This window comes from Vagococcus proximus (genome assembly GCF_029143285.1).
Classification (GTDB): domain Bacteria; phylum Bacillota; class Bacilli; order Lactobacillales; family Vagococcaceae; genus Vagococcus_D; species Vagococcus_D proximus.
On record NZ_JAPDSH010000001.1, the window covers coordinates 497446 to 514741 of the forward strand.

At 35.5% G+C, this 17296-nt stretch carries 18 protein-coding genes and 1 riboswitch; of the genes, 16 read left to right on the top strand and 2 right to left on the bottom strand.

The window, feature by feature from the left end; genetic code table 11:
• Positions 1 to 35 precede the first annotated feature (35 nt).
• From OL233_RS02360 to OL233_RS02375, 4 genes are read left to right on the top strand one after another with little or no spacing between them, the layout of a single operon-like run.
• Positions 36 to 968, top strand: a complete 933-nt coding sequence (locus OL233_RS02360) for an energy-coupling factor transporter transmembrane component T (protein WP_275470759.1) — start codon at positions 36 to 38, stop codon at positions 966 to 968.
• Complete coding sequence (locus tag OL233_RS02365; protein ID WP_275470760.1) at positions 941 to 2635, top strand: ABC transporter ATP-binding protein; 1695 nt, start codon at positions 941 to 943, stop codon at positions 2633 to 2635. Before OL233_RS02360 ends, OL233_RS02365 begins: the two co-directional genes overlap by 28 nt.
• A complete protein-coding gene (locus tag OL233_RS02370; protein WP_275470761.1) occupies positions 2622 to 3323 on the top strand; it encodes an ECF transporter S component in 702 nt (233 codons plus the stop codon). Before OL233_RS02365 ends, OL233_RS02370 begins: the two co-directional genes overlap by 14 nt.
• Before the next feature lie 35 nt (positions 3324 to 3358).
• Positions 3359 to 3784, top strand: a complete 426-nt coding sequence (locus tag OL233_RS02375; RefSeq protein ID WP_275470762.1) for a DUF4430 domain-containing protein — start codon at positions 3359 to 3361, stop codon at positions 3782 to 3784.
• Positions 3785 to 3824: 40 nt separating this feature from the next.
• Here the strand turns inward: OL233_RS02375 and OL233_RS02380 are convergent, their stop codons facing one another.
• Positions 3825 to 4379, bottom strand: coding sequence for a BMC domain-containing protein (locus OL233_RS02380; protein WP_275470763.1), 555 nt, complete (start codon positions 4377 to 4379; stop codon positions 3825 to 3827).
• Entirely contained in the window at positions 4379 to 5731 is a 1353-nt protein-coding gene (locus OL233_RS02385; protein WP_275470764.1) for a 4Fe-4S dicluster domain-containing protein, read from the bottom strand. Before OL233_RS02385 ends, OL233_RS02380 begins: the two co-directional genes overlap by 1 nt.
• 295 nt (positions 5732 to 6026) lie before the next feature.
• Here OL233_RS02385 and OL233_RS02390 point away from each other — a divergent pair, with 295 nt between their 5' ends.
• The 12 genes from OL233_RS02390 (at position 6027) to eutC (ending at position 17288) form a co-directional block, all read left to right on the top strand.
• Positions 6027 to 7139, top strand: a complete 1113-nt coding sequence (locus OL233_RS02390; RefSeq protein WP_275470765.1) for an oxidoreductase — start codon at positions 6027 to 6029, stop codon at positions 7137 to 7139.
• Positions 7140 to 7190: 51 nt separating this feature from the next.
• The gene (locus OL233_RS02395) at positions 7191 to 7994 is read left to right on the top strand and encodes a homocysteine S-methyltransferase family protein (protein WP_275470766.1); all 804 of its coding nucleotides are present in this window, start codon (positions 7191 to 7193) and stop codon (positions 7992 to 7994) included.
• 21 nt (positions 7995 to 8015) lie between these two features.
• Positions 8016 to 8360 (top strand): BMC domain-containing protein, encoded by a 345-nt coding sequence (locus tag OL233_RS02400; protein WP_275470767.1) that lies wholly within the window; start codon positions 8016 to 8018, stop codon positions 8358 to 8360.
• A 22-nt stretch (positions 8361 to 8382) separates the two neighbouring features.
• Entirely contained in the window at positions 8383 to 8823 is a 441-nt protein-coding gene (locus OL233_RS02405) for a EutP/PduV family microcompartment system protein (protein WP_275470768.1), read from the top strand.
• Positions 8823 to 9380, top strand: a complete 558-nt coding sequence (locus OL233_RS02410; RefSeq protein WP_275470769.1) for a cob(I)yrinic acid a,c-diamide adenosyltransferase — start codon at positions 8823 to 8825, stop codon at positions 9378 to 9380. The genes OL233_RS02405 and OL233_RS02410 overlap by 1 nt, the downstream gene beginning before the upstream one ends.
• A gap of 62 nt (positions 9381 to 9442) precedes the next feature.
• Positions 9443 to 9590, top strand: a riboswitch (adenosylcobalamin (AdoCbl) riboswitch).
• A gap of 279 nt (positions 9591 to 9869) precedes the next feature.
• Entirely contained in the window at positions 9870 to 10988 is a 1119-nt protein-coding gene (locus tag OL233_RS02415) for a 1-propanol dehydrogenase PduQ (protein WP_275470770.1), read from the top strand.
• Positions 10989 to 11024: 36 nt separating this feature from the next.
• Positions 11025 to 11369 carry a BMC domain-containing protein gene (locus tag OL233_RS02420; RefSeq protein WP_275470771.1) on the top strand — a complete coding sequence of 115 codons (345 nt, stop codon included), beginning with the start codon at positions 11025 to 11027 and terminating at the stop codon, positions 11367 to 11369.
• A 38-nt stretch (positions 11370 to 11407) separates the two neighbouring features.
• Positions 11408 to 11980, top strand: coding sequence for an ANTAR domain-containing response regulator (locus tag OL233_RS02425; RefSeq protein ID WP_275470772.1), 573 nt, complete (start codon positions 11408 to 11410; stop codon positions 11978 to 11980).
• A complete protein-coding gene (locus tag OL233_RS02430; protein ID WP_275470773.1) occupies positions 11973 to 13412 on the top strand; it encodes a GAF domain-containing sensor histidine kinase in 1440 nt (479 codons plus the stop codon). The genes OL233_RS02425 and OL233_RS02430 overlap by 8 nt, the downstream gene beginning before the upstream one ends.
• A gap of 111 nt (positions 13413 to 13523) precedes the next feature.
• A complete protein-coding gene (gene eutA, locus OL233_RS02435) occupies positions 13524 to 14957 on the top strand; it encodes an ethanolamine ammonia-lyase reactivating factor EutA (protein ID WP_275470774.1) in 1434 nt (477 codons plus the stop codon).
• Positions 14958 to 14984: 27 nt separating this feature from the next.
• On the top strand, positions 14985 to 16349 hold the full coding sequence (locus OL233_RS02440; RefSeq protein WP_275470775.1) for an ethanolamine ammonia-lyase subunit EutB: 1365 nt from the start codon (positions 14985 to 14987) through the stop codon (positions 16347 to 16349).
• Positions 16350 to 16370: 21 nt separating this feature from the next.
• Positions 16371 to 17288 (top strand): ethanolamine ammonia-lyase subunit EutC, encoded by a 918-nt coding sequence (gene eutC / locus OL233_RS02445; protein ID WP_275470776.1) that lies wholly within the window; start codon positions 16371 to 16373, stop codon positions 17286 to 17288.
• Positions 17289 to 17296: the final 8 nt, after the last annotated feature.

Sequence of the window (17296 nt, forward strand, 5' to 3'; positions counted from 1 at the left end):
TGGCTTTTTTTATTTTGTTTGGAAGGAATGAGGTTATGAGAAGTGAACATCAGAAAGATGACACTGTTTTATCTTTCTACCATCCTGTATTGTTACTAAGTTATTATTGTTTAGTTCTGTTAACAACGATGTTCACAGATAATCCATTAGTTCGAGGTATAAGTTTTTTAGGTGCAATGTGTGCATGCTGGCTTGTACTGGAGAAAGATTTATTTTACAAAAATATTAAACTAGGGAGTTTGATGGTTTTTGTAGCGACATTATCCAATTTTTTGTTCGTACATCGTGGTGCGACAATTCTTTATATTTTAAAATTTCGATTGTTTGAAAAAAATTATAGGTATCTTTTCACCTTGGAATCTATCGTGTACGGGGCATCCTTCGGTTTAATGATGTTTGCGATGTTATTGTGGTTTCAGTCACTAAATAAAGTTTTAACCACAGAAAAAGTAACCTTTTTATTTGGTAGACTTTTACCTAAGCTTGCCTTAGTGCTATCGATGGTTATGCGCTTCTTACCCATGTATCAAAGTCAGATGCGAACTATTCAACAAGCTCAAGAAGGGTTAGGACAATCTTTTTCTGGCTCAGTGAAAGAAAAAGCGACAAAGGGAACGCTTGTCCTGGGGAGTCTTTTCTCGTGGGCGCTAGAAAATGCAATCGAAACATCTGATTCTATGAATGCGAGAGGTTTTGGTATGAAGGGTAGAACAAATTTTTCGATTTTCAAATGGAGAGGACGAGACATGTCATTTCTATTTATTCTTTTCTTAGCAGGCTGTGGTATAAGCTATTCGATGCTACATCAAAGTTTTAAATTTACCTATTACTCGCATTTACGTTTTTTACAAGAAAATCAATTAACGAGTATGGTAGGATACGGTTTTATTAGTATCACTTTTTTGATGCCTATACTTGTCGAAGTAAAGGAGTGGCTTAGATGGAAATTCTTACAGTCGAAAATTTAAGTTTTAGTTATCCAGGGAAGTCTGGACGAGTTTTAAATAATATTAATATGAGTATTAATCAAGGCGATTTTGTAGTAATAACAGGTGATTCTGGCAGTGGAAAGAGTACCTTATTACGATTACTAAAGCGTGAATTAGCTCCTCATGGAAAAAAAGAAGGCAGCATTAGTTTTAAAGGTCAAGGTGTCGAGTCTATGAGCGACTTTGATTCTGCTTCTAAAATAGGTTTTGTGATGCAAAATCCGGATAATCAAATTGTAACGGATAAGGTGTGGAGTGAATTAGCCTTTGGATTAGAAAATTTAGGTCTTCCTCCCCAAGTAATAAGGAGTCGGGTTGGAGAAATGGCCAATTATTTTGGCATTCATTCGTGGTTTAGAAAAAATACTACCGATCTTTCCGGAGGTCAAAAGCAACTTTTAAATTTAGCGTCTATTATTGTCATGCAGCCTGACGTTTTAATTTTAGATGAACCTACAGCTCAGTTGGATCCAATAGCAGCTTCTGATTTTATTAAAACTGTTTACCAACTTAATCAAGAAATGGGAATTACGGTCATAATGGTTGAACACCGTTTGGAAGAGGTTTTTTCATTAGCCTCATCGGTTGTTTGGTTAGACGAAGGTAAGCTTGGTTTTAAAGGAACGCCCGATCAATTTGCCTCTCAACGTAATTTTTATAAAAAAGGTTCTAAAGTAGCATTATCTTTACCCGTATCAGTAAGACTTTTTCATTCGTTAAATGGAGAGGGGAAAATACCTTTAAATAATAGAGAAGGCATCCACTTCTTTGAAGACTATTTTTCGAAGACACCAGAGTTACTCATAGAAGAACCGAAAAAGTACGATAGGAATACTTCAGAAATCATCGCTAGGATGAAAAATGTTTGGTTCAGATATTCGAAGAAATCAGAAGATATTTTATCTGCAGTTGACCTTACAATTTATAAACAAGATGTATTCTGTTTGTTGGGAGGTAACGGCTCAGGCAAGAGTACACTGATGAAAGTTTTAGCGGGTTTGGAACAACCGTATGAAGGCTCCGTAAAGTTATTTGGACAGAAAAATAGTTTTATGAAAAAACAAGGGTCTTACCGTAATAAGATAGCGGTTTTACCACAAAATCCGCTATCACTTTTTACAGAGGAAACGGTTGGTCAAGACTACGCAAGTCAATATGAGATGATGGGATTTTCGAAAACGGACTATTGCTCTAAGCTATCGGAAGTGTCTGACTTATTGAAAATCAGTCATTTAATAGAGTACTCACCGTATGATTTGAGTGGTGGTGAACAACAATTGGTGGGGTTAGGGAAGTTATTACTAATGAATCCAGAATTTTTATTATTGGATGAACCGACTAAAGGATTAGATGCAGCTGCTAAAAACAACTTAGGTATACTATTTAAAGAATTAAAGAAAAAAGGTGTAACGATTTTTATTGTGACACATGATGTGGATTTTGCTGCACAGTTTGCAACGCAATGCGCGTTGTACTTTGATCATCAAGTTATTTCGTTAAATGATCCTACTAGCTTTTTCTCTACAAATTATTTTTATACAACAGCTACTAATAAAATGGTTAGAAAGTATTTGCCAAAAGCTATTAGACTAGAAGATGTTCTATCGGCGGTGGGAATAGAGGGGGGCTCTAATGAAAGACTATAGGATGAGATATGTATCCTCGCTTCTTTATCTAATTGGAATTCCTTTAATCATCGTATTTGGTTACACTATTTTAGAGAACAGAATGTACAATCTTATTTCGATGCTTGTGGTAGTGATACTGCTACTCCCTTTTTTCTTCTCATTTGAAAAAAAAGAAAGTACTTCAAGAGAATTAGTATTATTATCTGTGATGGTATCACTAGCAGTTTTAAGTAGAATGGCTTTTTTCTTTCTACCGGGTATGAACCCAATGGCAGCAATTGCTATTATTTCAGGTATATATCTAGGCAAAGATTTTGGATTTATGATTGGGGCATTGTCGCCACTAATTTCTAATATGTTATTCACACAAGGCCCATGGACACCTTTTCAAATGTTTGCCTATGGCTTTGTTGGTTTTTTAGCAGGGCTTCCATTTATCGCAAAATACGCAAAAGAGAAACAGTGGCTACTTTGGTTGCTAGGTATTTTGTTAGGTTGTTTATTTTCAGGCATGATGGATGTTTGGACGGTATTATCTGCAGATGGGGTTTTTACAATTAAACGTTATTTGATGATTATTTTGCAATCGTTCCCTATGACGGTAAATTATATTATTGCTAATATTTTATTTTTATCAGTATTAAATCGCCCGATGGGAGATCGAATTGAGCGCATTAAACAAAAGTATGGTATTGAAGTTGGTTAACAACTTTATATAAAAAAATTAAAGGAGTAGTGATTATGAAAACAATGAAAAAATTAATGGCTGTAATGGTATTAGGATTAGTATTAACAGGGTGTTCTGCAGGCGGATCAGATAAGAAAACTGAAAACTCACAAGCGAAAACTGAGGAAACGAGCAATAAAAAAGCTGAGAATGAGCAAAAAGCGACAATTCAAGTGATTGTTGATGACAAAGAAGAAGCGAAAAAAGAAGTAACTTTTGAAGAGGGTCAATCATTAGCAGAAGTTATGGATGCTAACTTTGATATGGCAGACGACAATGGCATGGTATCATCTATTGATGGGCATGAACAAAATGTAGATGACAATAAATATTGGTTATTTGATATCAATGGTAAACCGGCAACTAAAGGGGCATCTGATACTGAACTAAAAACAGGCGATGAAGTTGCTTGGAAATTAAATAAATTAGAAATGAAATAAAAAAAAGGAGCTAACTTTAAAGTTAGCTCCTTTTTTATGATTAAAATACCAAGCTGTTAACTAATTCTGGTCTAGGATTAGGTAAAACGATATGATTGATAATCATAGCTTCTTCTTTAGCCCCTTCAACTCCAGCATCAACAGCTGCTCTGACAGAATCGACATCACCAGTTAATACAACAAATGATTTTCCGGCAATTCCAGTTCCTAATTGTAAACTAATCAGGTCAACATCAGCTGCTTTGACAGCAAAATCAGCTGCAATGATAGAGCCTGCTGCTGAATAATATTCAATAGCACCCACAGCTGACATGTTATCTGGAACATGAGTCATGCTGATTGCTGTGATTACTTTCGGATCAATACGTGGAATAGTCAGTTTACCCACAACATGCATACCACCGATACGTGTTCCTTCTTCAATCGAACGTTCGACGGAATCGACACGACCTGATATGATGATATAATATTTCCCTGGACAACTTGCTTTAGCTGAGATTAACTGACAATCTGCAGCTTTGAGCATAAAGTCAACTGCTTCGATTCCTTTTGCAATACTATTTAATTCTAAAAATCCTAATGTATCTATAGCCATTATGCCACATCCTTTTTAATATGAATTAATTGTTCGCCAACAGTTTGTACAATCCCTGAAATACTTGCATGAATAGGTGCACCAAGTTTATCGTCATCTAAAGTTGCAATAACATCGCCAACGTTAACATGTTGGCCTGGATTAACAATAGCTTGGCAGGGAGCTCCGATATGCATTTTCAAAGGAATAAAAACTTCTTCAGTCTCAAATTCAGTAACATCCTCAAATGTATAGTTTGCGTATTTTTCCAGTCCCATTTTTAACAAAATATTTTTAGGTGGTGTTTTAGCAAAGTCACGCATTGGTTTTGGAATTAATTCTTCGCCGTTATATTGATAACGAATCCCTTTTTCAGCTAAGCGATTTTTAACATAAATATTAACTTGTCGAGGAGAAAGGGACATCGGACAGGCGATAACTTCACAAATTCCACATTCACAACATAATATAGCTTGCTTCCAAACCGGGTCATCATCAATATCATCTGGAATCTCATTCATTGACAGATGACGCATAACTTGATGTGGATGTAGAGGTATGCCTATTTGGTAGCGTGGGCATAAATCTGTACACAAGGTGCATTGGATGCAGCTTGATTTTGCTTGATTAATAATTTGTGAAATTTGACGCTCGTGTAATTGATACAAATACTCTTTTTCTTCAAGTACGATGATGCCAGATGTAGTTTTTGTCACAACTTGATCGTTAAAGTTTAAATGATTACCAATCTTACCCATCATAGGGCCTCCGTTTAGGAAGATGAATTGTGTCAGAGATGTACCACCAGCTAACTCTAAACATTTTGAGAAAGGAGTGCCGATTGGAACAAGCAACAGCTTAGGTTCATTAACTTCTCCGGTAATAGTAAGTAGTTTATGGGTAAGGGCTGTTTCTGATACCATCGATTCATAAACGTTAAGCATAGTTGTAATATTTGATACAACACAGCCCACTTGAAGAGGAATTCCTCCTGGAGGAACAGTCCTTCCTGTCACTTCATACACAATAACTTGTTCATCACCCGCTGGATAAAAATTACCCATTTTGAAAATAGTAATCGGAGCATTAAATTTGTCGATGGCCCGTTGTAGTGAAGCGATTTCTTCGTTGTAATGACTTTTCGTAGCGATGACAATATGCTCAGCTTCAACAAATTTCCCAACTTCAGCAATCGCCTGGATACATTTTTCAGCATGATTTTTCATAACATAGTGGTCCGTTTTTAAAAGGGGTTCACATTCTGCAGCATTAATTAAGAAATACTCTGCTTTGGCATTTAATTTCTTAGCAGTTGGAAAGCCAGCGCCGCCAGCACCGACTATTCCAGAAGAATGGATTTTTTCTAATAACATGTTTTCACCTGCATTCTTTCTTATTAGTTTATTTTTGAGAATCAAATGACACCGTTGTCAAAAATATTGTAAGCCTTACCAAACCGTAATGCAACGTTTTTTGTAAGTTTAAACTCGTTATTATTATGAAAAGGCTTAAAACCATGCTTTGACTATTATTAAAAAATTTGATATTCTATACACAAGTTAATAACGGTAGAAACACAGCGTGGTGTTTCTTAAAATGCAACGGTGCAAAAAAGTTTTCTTTTTTGTGCCGTTTTTTATTTTAATACGATGTAAAGGGGGGAATATCGTGAGTGTGGAGGAATCATTTGAGCTTAAATGCGGACTTGTTTTAAGAAACAGATTATTTTTTGCACCAATTTCGACTTTAAGTTGCCATTTAGGTGGTGAAATAAGTGAAGAAGACTTAGAATTTTATGACATGCGCTCTAGCTCTGTTGGGGCAGTAGTTTTAGCATCAGCGTATGTTTCACAAAAAGGTAAAGCCTATGAAGGTGGTATTGGTATAAGCCATAATCGTCACATTCCAGGTTTAAACAAGTTGGTTCGTACGATTAAAAAGCAAGGTGCTAAGGCAATTGTTCAGGTGTATCACGGAGGGGCAATGACCTTGTATAACAGAGATATTAGAAAATCATTCTGTGTGTCAAAAGGGTCACAGAACTTAAATCCAACACATCTCTATGATGAATTAACCCTAGTAACCATTGAACAGATATATCAAGAGTACGAAGAAGCGGTTGTTCGAGCTATTTCATCTGGATTTGATGGTGTTGAAATACATGCTGCTAGTAACTATTTACCGTTTCAATTTATGTCGCCGAATTGGAATCATCGAGAGGATTCGTATGGTGGTGATTTAAAAGGACGTTTAAAATTCACTAAAGAATTAATTTCTCGTTTAAAAAGGTGTATAGATAAACACACGTCTTCACCATTTGCGCTAGGTATTAGATTGTCAGAAGTCGATACATCGTTAGAAGCAGAAGAACAGGATCAGTCGTTCAAAACAACTCTATTAACGATTCAAGAATTAAATGATCTCCCGCTTGATTATATTCATATGGCGAGTTCTGATTGCTTGGAAGAGGTTCAGTTAGAGGGAAGGACTTACTCAAAATCGAGTTTATTGACTACAATGTCGCAATCTGTGCCGCTTATTATGTGTGGGGGGTTATTAAAAAAAGCAGATGTTGTAGCTGCATTGGCTCATAGTCCGCTGATTTCAGCCTGTCGTCCGTTTATATTTTTGCCAAATTGGGCAGGGGATATTCTGACTGGAGCTAAAGAGATCGTGATTGAAGAGAGGGCATTAACAGGTGTCGTTCGTCAAGAACTAAGAGTTCCAAGGATATTGTGGAAGAGTGTTAAAGAGTCTAAAGACTGGTATATGTATAAGTAGAGGGAGTTGAAACTAGCTGTGTCACTAAAATCTTTTAAAAATAAATGTTTTTTGGATGGTGCAAAGGGTACTGAAATTTCAAGTCGAGGTTACACAAAATATCCAATTGACTATGCCTCGATTGATGCTGTTGAAATAGTTGAGCAAGTACATCAGTCATATATTGATTCAGGTGTGGATGTGATAACAACGAATACATTTAGAGTGACTTCTTTTCCTGATAAATCTAAAATGAAAGACGTGATATGTGCAGATTGCTCTTTAATAAGGAACCTTAATGCTCCTAATATAGCGCTAAGTATTGGACCTGGGGATGGTGATTTTTCGGATTTAACTTCTAGGCAAAGAAAAGAGTTAAAACAAAAGTACAAATGGCAAGCCGAACTAGCTACTGACTGTCAAGTTGATATGATTTTATTAGAAACGGTATGTAGTCTTGATGAGGCGGTTATGGCAATCGAAGAAATACTGTCAATTACAAGTATTCCATTATGCGTGACATGTACATTAACTGAGAAAAGTACTATGCTTTCTGGTGAAACGCTTGATCAATTTTCTGAGAAAATGGAGAGCTTAGGAGTTTTTGCGATTGGTTTAAATTGTATTCCGATTAGTAAGTTATTATTAAATAATGTTAAAGAGCTAGCTAAAAAAACATCATTACCCTTAATCATTCAACCTAATCTTGGTATGCCAGAGCAAACAAAAAATGGGTCTGAGTATCCTGTGAAGGAGAAGGAATTTTTTGAAACAATGCAAGCTATTTCAGAGATTAATCAAGTTAAATTTTTAGGTGGATGCTGTGGAACCACACCTAAACTGATGACTAAACTAATTGAACTAAAAGTAAAATAGAAAAGGGGTCTACGAATAAATATGTCAGAAAAAAAGAGAGTTATTCAAGAATCGGTACCGGGTCGTCAGATAACAATTGCACATATCGTTGCAAATCCAGATAGTAAAGTCTATGAAAAGGTGGGTTTACAAGCCTTTAAATCACAAGCGATTGGTATTTTAACGATTACCCCAAGTGAAGCGGCCATTGTGGCATCAGATATTGCAACGAAAGCAGCGGATGTTAAGATTGGATTTATGGACCGTTTCAGCGGAGCATTAGTTGTAACAGGTGATGTGACTGCTGTTGAAGCAGCTTTGGAAGCAGTAATCGATACTCTAAGCAATATGTTAGCTATTTCTAAAACAAAAATTACACGATCATAGAATTCGGATAAGAGGTAAATACATGAAAAAAATTATGTTAGTTGGCGCTGTGGGAACAGGGAAAACGACGTTGACTCAACGTTTAAAAGGTCAAAAGATTTCGTATCATAAAACACAAGCGATTCAATTTGAAGAGCTGGTCATTGACACTCCAGGTGAATTCACACAACGACGTCAATATTATAGTGCGTTACAGGTGACATCAACTGAAGCCGATGTGGTTGGATTACTTCAAAGTGTTGGAGAATCATTTGATACGTTCCCTCCAGGTTTTGGTAGTATGTTTGCTTGCCCTAGTGTTGGCATTATTACTAAAATAGATTTAGCTGAAAGTGAAGATGATATTAAGCGTGCTGAACTAAGTTTGCTTAATGCGGGAGCTGTAAAAATATTTAAAGTGTCTTCAACTGAAGATAAAGGTATTGAAGACGTACTTGATTATTTGAAAGAGGAGGATGACTAATGAAGATTTATACTAAAACTGGTGATAAAGGTCAAACAAGTATCATAGGTGGGGATAAAGTTTCTAAAGCTTCTAACCGAGTATGTTCATATGGAACGATTGATGAATTAAATTCATATTTAGGTGTTATAATTAGCCAAATGAAGAGTAGTTTGGATGTAAAAAAAGATTTGATTGAAATTCAACAAGTTTTATTTGATTGCGGAACAGATATGGCAACACCTAACGCTACAAAAGGATATAGAACAAAAAGTGAGTCTACATTGTGGCTAGAAGAGTGTATAGATAAATACTTACAATCACCTGCTCCGTTAACGGAATTTATTTTGCCTGGTGGCGATCCTGTTGCGAGTCATTTGCATTACGCACGAACAATCGCAAGACGTGCAGAGCGAGAAGTAGTCGCAACGGCTGATACTGAAGAGATTAATGAAGAAGTCTTAAGATTCTTAAATCGTTTATCGGATTACTTTTTTGCAGGCGCACGATTAATTAATCACCGTGAAGGGCGTCCAGATGTCAGTTATAGAAGAAACGGAAAAGTTTTTTATAATTAGTACCAAAATCACAAGAAGGTGTTGTAAACGCTTATCAATTGTGATAGAATTTTTTTAGATGAAAGTTATTTAATTGGTTTATTTTAGATGGAAGTTTGGTTAGATTCCAATACGGTCCCGCCACTGTGAAGAGTGAAAACTACAAGTCAGGTCTTTCTAAAATTAACTACATGGTACTTAGTGTTTCGTGGTAAGACGACTAAGTTTATAAAGAAGATAGCCTATTATAAGGCTTATTCAGTAAAACTCCTTGTCGTTTTGATGAGTACCAGTATATACATGTAAGAGTTTAAAGAGAATTTAATACTTGCATAAAACTAAAGGTATAAAAAGACAACGGATTATTTTACTGAAAAGTAAGATTGCACAATGACGTGTATCCCGCTGTCTTTTTATTTTTTAGTTAGCAAGGAAGCTACCTAAAGAAAGTCTAGATATAGTCTTTTTTAGGTAGCTTTTTTCTATTTATTATTATGTGGAGGTGCAAAGGTGAAACAATTAAATTTTAATACAAATATCTTTATAGGTGAAAATTCCCTAGATTGTTTAAAAACATACTCAAATGAAAGAATTTTTATTGTAACAGATGGCTTTTTAGTAGAATCTAAGTTAATAGATTTTATTACTGATAATATAAATGATACAAATACAGTAGAGGTATACACAGATGTTGTTCCAGACCCTGTTGTTGATAATGTTGTAGGTGGTGTTGAAAAACTTGACGCTTTCAAACCAACCTTATTAATCGCATTTGGTGGCGGTTCAGCTATTGATGCTGCAAAAGCGATGAAGCTTTTTGGAATTAAATTAGGCAAATTTGAACAGTTAACTCTGATTGTTATTCCAACAACAAGTGGAACAGGTTCAGAAGTAACTAATTTCTCAGTTATAACTAATCCGAAAGAAAATTTAAAACACCCATTAGTGGATGATTTATTACAGCCTGACAAAGCAATTTTAGATACACGCTTAGTTAGAACAGTTCCACCGCATATCACTGCTGATACAGGGATGGATGTTTTAACACATGCTTTAGAAGCGTATGTTTCAACAGAAGCAAATGATTTTTCGGATGCCTTAGCTGAAAAAGCGATTAGTTTGATTTTTAACTACTTAGAACGTGCCTTTGTTAACGGTGATGACATGGAAGCTAGAGAAAAAGTCCACTATGCATCATGCTTAGCAGGGATTGCATTTAACCAAGCGTCATTAGGATTATGTCATGGTATCGCACATACAATCGGTGGAAAGTTCCACATGCCACATGGTCGTATTAATGCAATTTTATTACCATCGATTATTGAATTTAATTCAGATAAATGTAATATTGCAATGACAAAGTATGCTGATATTGCGCAAAAAAATAACTTATCAACTGGCTCAGGTAAAATGGCTGTTCGTCAACTGGTTAACCGTATTAAAAAATTAAGACAGTCCCTAGCTATTCCAACAAACTTTGTTGAGATGGGTGAGTCACAAGAGACGTTAAAACCACATTTGGATACAATTGGTAAAGAAGCTATACAAGATCCAACAACAGCAACAAATCCAATTCAACCGACTGAAGAAGAAGTAGTCGCAATTATTAAGCCGTTATTTAGTAAATAGATTAGGAATGTCTTAAAAAAGGAAGGGTGCTAGTTCTTGGAAGAAAAACAACGCTTAATACAAGAGTATGTTCCTGGTAAGCAAGTCACAATGGCTCATATTATTGCTAGTCCAACACAAGATATTTACGATAAACTTGGTTTGGTTACTACAACTAAAGGTGCTATTGGTATTTTAACCATTACACCTAGTGAAGCAGCCATCATTGCAGTAGATATTGCATTAAAATCAGGTGATATAGAAGTAGGATTTGTCGATCGTTTTAGTGGGTCAGTCGTTTTAACAGGTGATTTATCATCAATTAATTCCGCTCTCGAAGCGGTAACGTCAGGACTAGAATCAATTTTAGAGTTTTCATCAACGTCTGTTACAAAAACTTAAATTTTAATTAAAGCTTGATATATGAAAGGAGTGGTATCGTGACTAAGAACATTGTCATTGTAGACGATGAACCATTAATGAGATTAGATTTAAAGGATATGTTGCGTGCAGCTAACTACAATGTCGTAGGAGAAGCAGCAGATGGGTTCGAGGCAATCGAAGTTTGTAAACAACATATTCCAGATTTAGTCATTATGGATGTTCAAATGCCACTTTTAGATGGTTTAACAGCTGGAAAAAAAATTATGAGTGAACGTTATGCAAAAGGAATACTAATGTTAACGGCGTTTAGTGATGCTAGCCACCGACAAAAAGCTCTTGGATTTGATGCGGTAGGGTACTTAGTGAAACCACTAGATGAGAAATCATTCATTCCCACTGTTGATATGGCTATTGCTAAGGGAGATCAAGTTTTTAATTTAGAAAAGAATGTTTTAGAACTTTCTACTAAACTGGAAAACAGAAAAATGATTGAAAAAGCAAAAGGTGTATTGATGTCAAGTCAAGGTATCTCTGAAGATGAAGCCTACAAGCAAATCAGAAAGCTAAGCATGGATAAAAGGTGTCAAATGATTGATGTTGCTGAAATGATTGTGATTAGTCATGCATGAGGTTCTTATTAGAAAGTTATGCAAGGAAAATTCTGATTTAACGCCAAGTGATATTGATGAGATAGTCAAGGCCTCAAATATATTAGAAAATAGTATTTTGTATCAAGGTGAGGATGTATTTATTGATATTCTTTCAACTTTAACAGATGAAGCTATCGTTATATATCACCGTAAGCCAACTTTGAAACAATCATTATATAGAGATGAAATCATTGGTAAAGTGGCTAAGAGACTTAATGAGCCTGGTGTTTATAGAACATTCGAAACATCGTTAAAAACGGAGGGGTTATTAGGGAAAACGCAAGAAAATATCTTGATTAGACAAAAGGTATTTCCTATACGGAATAATCAGAAAAACATTGGTGTAATCATCGTAGAATCTCCTTTTGCTGAAGCTGTTGAAGAGCGAGATTATCATGCGAAAAAAAGTGTCTTTGATGATCAAACTAATGGCAGTTATAACCATCCAAAAGCTAACCTATTTTACCGATCATTCTTAGATAAATTAGACGAGGCAATATTAGTTTTTGACAAGGATGGCTATCTTGTGATGAATAATAGTGTAGCTGATTCTTATTATTATCACTTTGGTTATATGGAACGAATCAAAGGGTTTCATTATGATAATTTGTCACTTGATATGAGCACATTCGAGCAGTTGCTTTATTTGTTAGATGCAGGCAGATGGCATGAGGTTTCTGAAAAAGAAGTCAGATTTGGTGAAAGTCACTTTGAAATGAAACGATTTTTTGAGAGCGATAAAGATCTTTTTGTAATGGTACTCCATGATAAAACTGAGATTTATAATAAAGAAGTAGAGATTATTACAAAATCTGTTGCAATTAAAGAAATTCATCACCGTGTTAAGAATAATTTACAAAGTATCGTATCATTATTACGTATTCAAAGAAGACGTATAGAAAATGAAGAAGCTTCAAAAATTCTTAACGAAAGTGAAAATCGTGTACTCGCTATTTCTAGCGTGCACGAAATGTTATCAAAACAAATAGATGATGATATTTACTTGTCGTCAGTATTGAGTATGATAATTGGGAACGTTCAACGGATATTTTTAGGAACACTTAATGTTCAGGTAGATGTTGATTTAGATGATACAATTTGTCTAGACAGTGACCGTACGGTTACAGTGGCCTTGATTGTCAATGAACTCCTTCAAAATAGTTTTGAGCATGCCTTTAATAGAAGTTTGACAGATAATAAAATCAGTATTTTTCTTTCTAGAGAAGGGCATGATTTTGTTAAAGTCACAGTTAAAGATAATGGTTCAGGATACGATTCTGATGCTATATTTGAACAAAGTTTAGGACTTCAAATCGTATCATCATATATAAAAGATAAGCTTAGAGGTAAATTACAAGTAAACTCATCAGATGATGGGACTACAACATGTTTTTATTTTAAAACTACATAGGACAAACAATGTCGTTTGTCGTCAAGCAAAGTCGCTTAAACAGATCTTTTAACTTATTAAAAGATTTATTTGAGCGGCTTTTTAATTTTTAAAAAGAAGGGTGGGAATGATTTGTCTGAAGAAAAAGTATTGAGTGTCGGGATTGATTTAGGTACATCAACGACACAAATGATTATTTCAGAATTATCGATACAGAACATGGCATCAGCTTTTACGATACCTCGTATCACGATAACAGATAAAAAAGTTATTTTTCGAAGCGATATAATGTTTACTCCCATTTTTTCAAACAACTTAATTGATGTTGAAAAAATTAAAGATTTCGTCTCAAAGCAGTATCTATCAGCTGGAATTGGTAAAGATGATATTCAAATTGGTGCGGTTATTATTACAGGTGAGACAGCCCGTAAAGAAAACTCAAGCAAGGTGTTAGAGGCTCTTAGTGGTTATGCAGGAGATTTTGTCGTGGCGACAGCCGGACCTGATTTAGAAAGTATTATTGCTGGTCGTGGTGCAGGTGCCCAAAGCTTCTCTAAAGAACATCACAATACTGTGGTCAATTTAGATATCGGTGGTGGTACTACAAATTTAGCTGTCTTTTATGACGGTGAAGTAACGGATACAGGATGTCTTGATATCGGTGGGAGACTGATAAAAGTCGATAAAACCACCCATAAGATTACTTACTTGGCGCCTAAAATTAAAGAAATCATTACTAAGGAACAGCTAAAATTACAAGAAGGTCAAGTGGTAACCCCACAAGATTTAGAACCTATTATTTCAATAATGGTGACATTACTTGAAAATAGCGTAGGTATTGGGCCAATCAGTCCCTATTATGACTTGATTATCACTAATAAAGGTTTAGGCCATTCTAGAGTGATAGAAGCTTTATCATTTTCAGGTGGCGTAGCAGATTGTATTGATCAAGACAATAGAGTTGATCCGTTCATGTATGGAGATATAGGGTTACTTTTAGGTAGAGCTATTAAAGATTCCATTATTATGAATGAGATGAATGTCATTAAATCTATTGAAACAATACGTGCGACAGTTGTTGGAGCAGGTGCACATACTGCAGAAATTAGTGGCAGTACGATTACGTATATCGAGGAAGTATTGCCTATCAAAAATAGCCCGATTCTAAAGCTTAGTCATCAAGATGAGTTAGGTGCCGAACATTCTATTGCTGATGCTATTGTTAAGAAAATGGAATGGTATCAATTAGAAAACGAGTTCCAAGCAATATCATTGGGTATTGAAGGGGAGAGCAATCCTACATTCAATAGAGTCCAGGAATATGCTAAAGGAATTGTTATTGGTCTAGATAGTATGATTCAACGAAATGAAACTTTAGTTATAATTGTCCAACAAGATATGGCGAAGTCACTAGGTCAATGTTTATTTGGTCTTTTGCCAAAAGGTTATCCTTTTGTCTGTATTGATAGTGTTCGTGTCGAAAATGGAGATTATATAGATATTGGGAAACCAGTAGCAGCGGGTAGTGTTTTACCTGTGGTAGTAAAAACGTTAATTTTTAATTAGAAGAAAAGTGAAGGAGGAATTTTAAAAATGATATTAAAAACAAGATTGTTTGGCAAAACTTACGAATTTAAATCAGTAAAAGAAGTTTTAGCCAAATCAAATGAAGTGAAATCTGGCGATACCTTAGCGGGTGTAGCTGCTACTTCAGCAGAAGAACGTGTTGCAGCTAAAGTTGTTTTAGCTCAATTACAATTACAAGATTTATTCAATAACCCTGTAGTACCTTATGAGGACGATGAAGTTACACGTATCATCATTGATGATGTAAACAAACGTGCTTACAACAACATCAAACATTGGACAGTTGAGGAATTACGTGAGTATATCCTTGATTTCAAAACTAGTGACTATGATATTAAACAAGTTGCTCGTGGTTTAACATCTGAGATGGTAGCCGCTGTTACTAAGTTAATGTCTAACATGGATTTAGTCTATGCTGCACAAAAAATTATTGTTATGAAAACAGCTAATACAACGATTGGTGAACCTGGTCGTATCTCAGCTCGCTTACAACCTAACCACACTACTGATGATATTGATGGTATCATGGCATCACTTATGGAAGGTTTATCATATGGTATCGGGGACGCTGTTATCGGTTTAAACCCTGTTGATGATTCAACTGAAAGTGTTATGCGTATCTTAAATAAATTTGAAGAATTTAAAAATGAGTGGGAAATTCCGACACAAACTTGTGTGCTGGCTCATGTTAAAACACAAATTGAAGCGATGAAAAAAGGAACACCAACTGGTTTAGTATTCCAATCAATCGCAGGATCAGAAAAAGGGAATACTGCTTTTGGTTTTGATTCTAACGATATTGCTGAAGCTAAAAAATTAGCTATGGAAACAGGTGCTGTTGCAGGCCCTAACGTTATGTATTTTGAAACAGGTCAAGGTTCTGAATTATCTTCAGATGCTCACTATGGTGCTGACCAAGTAACAATGGAAGCCCGTTGTTATGGTTTTGCTAAACGTTTTGATCCATATATTGTTAATACAGTAGTTGGATTTATTGGACCTGAGTACTTATATGATTCAAAACAAGTTATTCGTGCAGGTTTAGAAGATCACTTCATGGGTAAACTTTCTGGCTTATCAATGGGTTGTGATGTATGTTATACAAACCACATGAAAGCTGACCAAAATGATGCTGAAAACTTAGCTTCATTATTAGCATTAGCTAATGTTAACTTCATTATGGGTATTCCACACGCTGATGATATCATGTTAAATTACCAAACAACTGGTTACCATGAAACAGCTACAATTAGACACATGTTAAACAAACGTCCTACTCGTGAGTTCGAAGGTTGGATGGAAAAAATGGGACTTATGGAAGATGGTCGCTTGACTGAACGTGCTGGCGATGGCTCTATCTTCTTAAAATAGAAAAGGAGGGTTCACTAAGAAATGGTCGATGAAAAAGGATTAAAAGCAATGATAGAAACAATCTTATCAGAAATGTCTGGTCAAGATTCTAATAAAAATGAGGATGTTGTAGGAAGTATTGTTTCAAATATAACATCTCAACAAGATGCATCATACAATGGTCAAGTAGAAGATGGATTTATTCCAGATATTACTGAAGTTGATATTAAGAGTCAATTCCTAGTACCAGATGCAGCTGATGAAGAAGGATACTTACGTATGAAACAATACACACCAGCTCGTCTAGGTTTATGGCGTTCAGGTCCTCGTTACAAGACTCAATCTATGCTACGTTTTAGAGCTGACCACGCGGCCGCTCAAGATGCAGTATTCTCAGATGTTCCTGAGGAATTAGTTAGCGAAATGGGATTTGTTCCAGTTCAAACTAAATGTAACGACAAAGATGAATATGTAACACGTCCAGATTTAGGTCGTCAATTTGATGATGAAAATCGTCAAATTATCAAATCTCACTCTAAACAAGGTGCTAAAGTACAAATTGTTGTAGGAGATGGGCTAAGTTCTGCAGCGATTGGTGCTAACATCAAAGAAATTCTTCCATCAATTAAACAAGGTTTAAAAATGTTTAACCTTGATTTCGATGAAGTTATCTTTGTTAAGTACTCTCGTGTAGGGGCAATGGATGAAATCGGTGAATTATCAGGAGCAGATGTTGTGTGTATGTTAATTGGAGAGCGTCCAGGTTTAGTTACTGCTGAATCTATGAGTGCTTACCTTGCTTATAAACCAACTATCGGTATGCCAGAAGCTCGCCGTACAGTTATTTCTAATATCCAAAAAGGTGGTACACCGGCAGTTGAAGCAGGAGCTTACATTGCTGAAGTTATTAAAAATATGCTTGATAAGAAAAAATCAGGTATTGACTTAAAAGAAGGTTAATAAAGGAG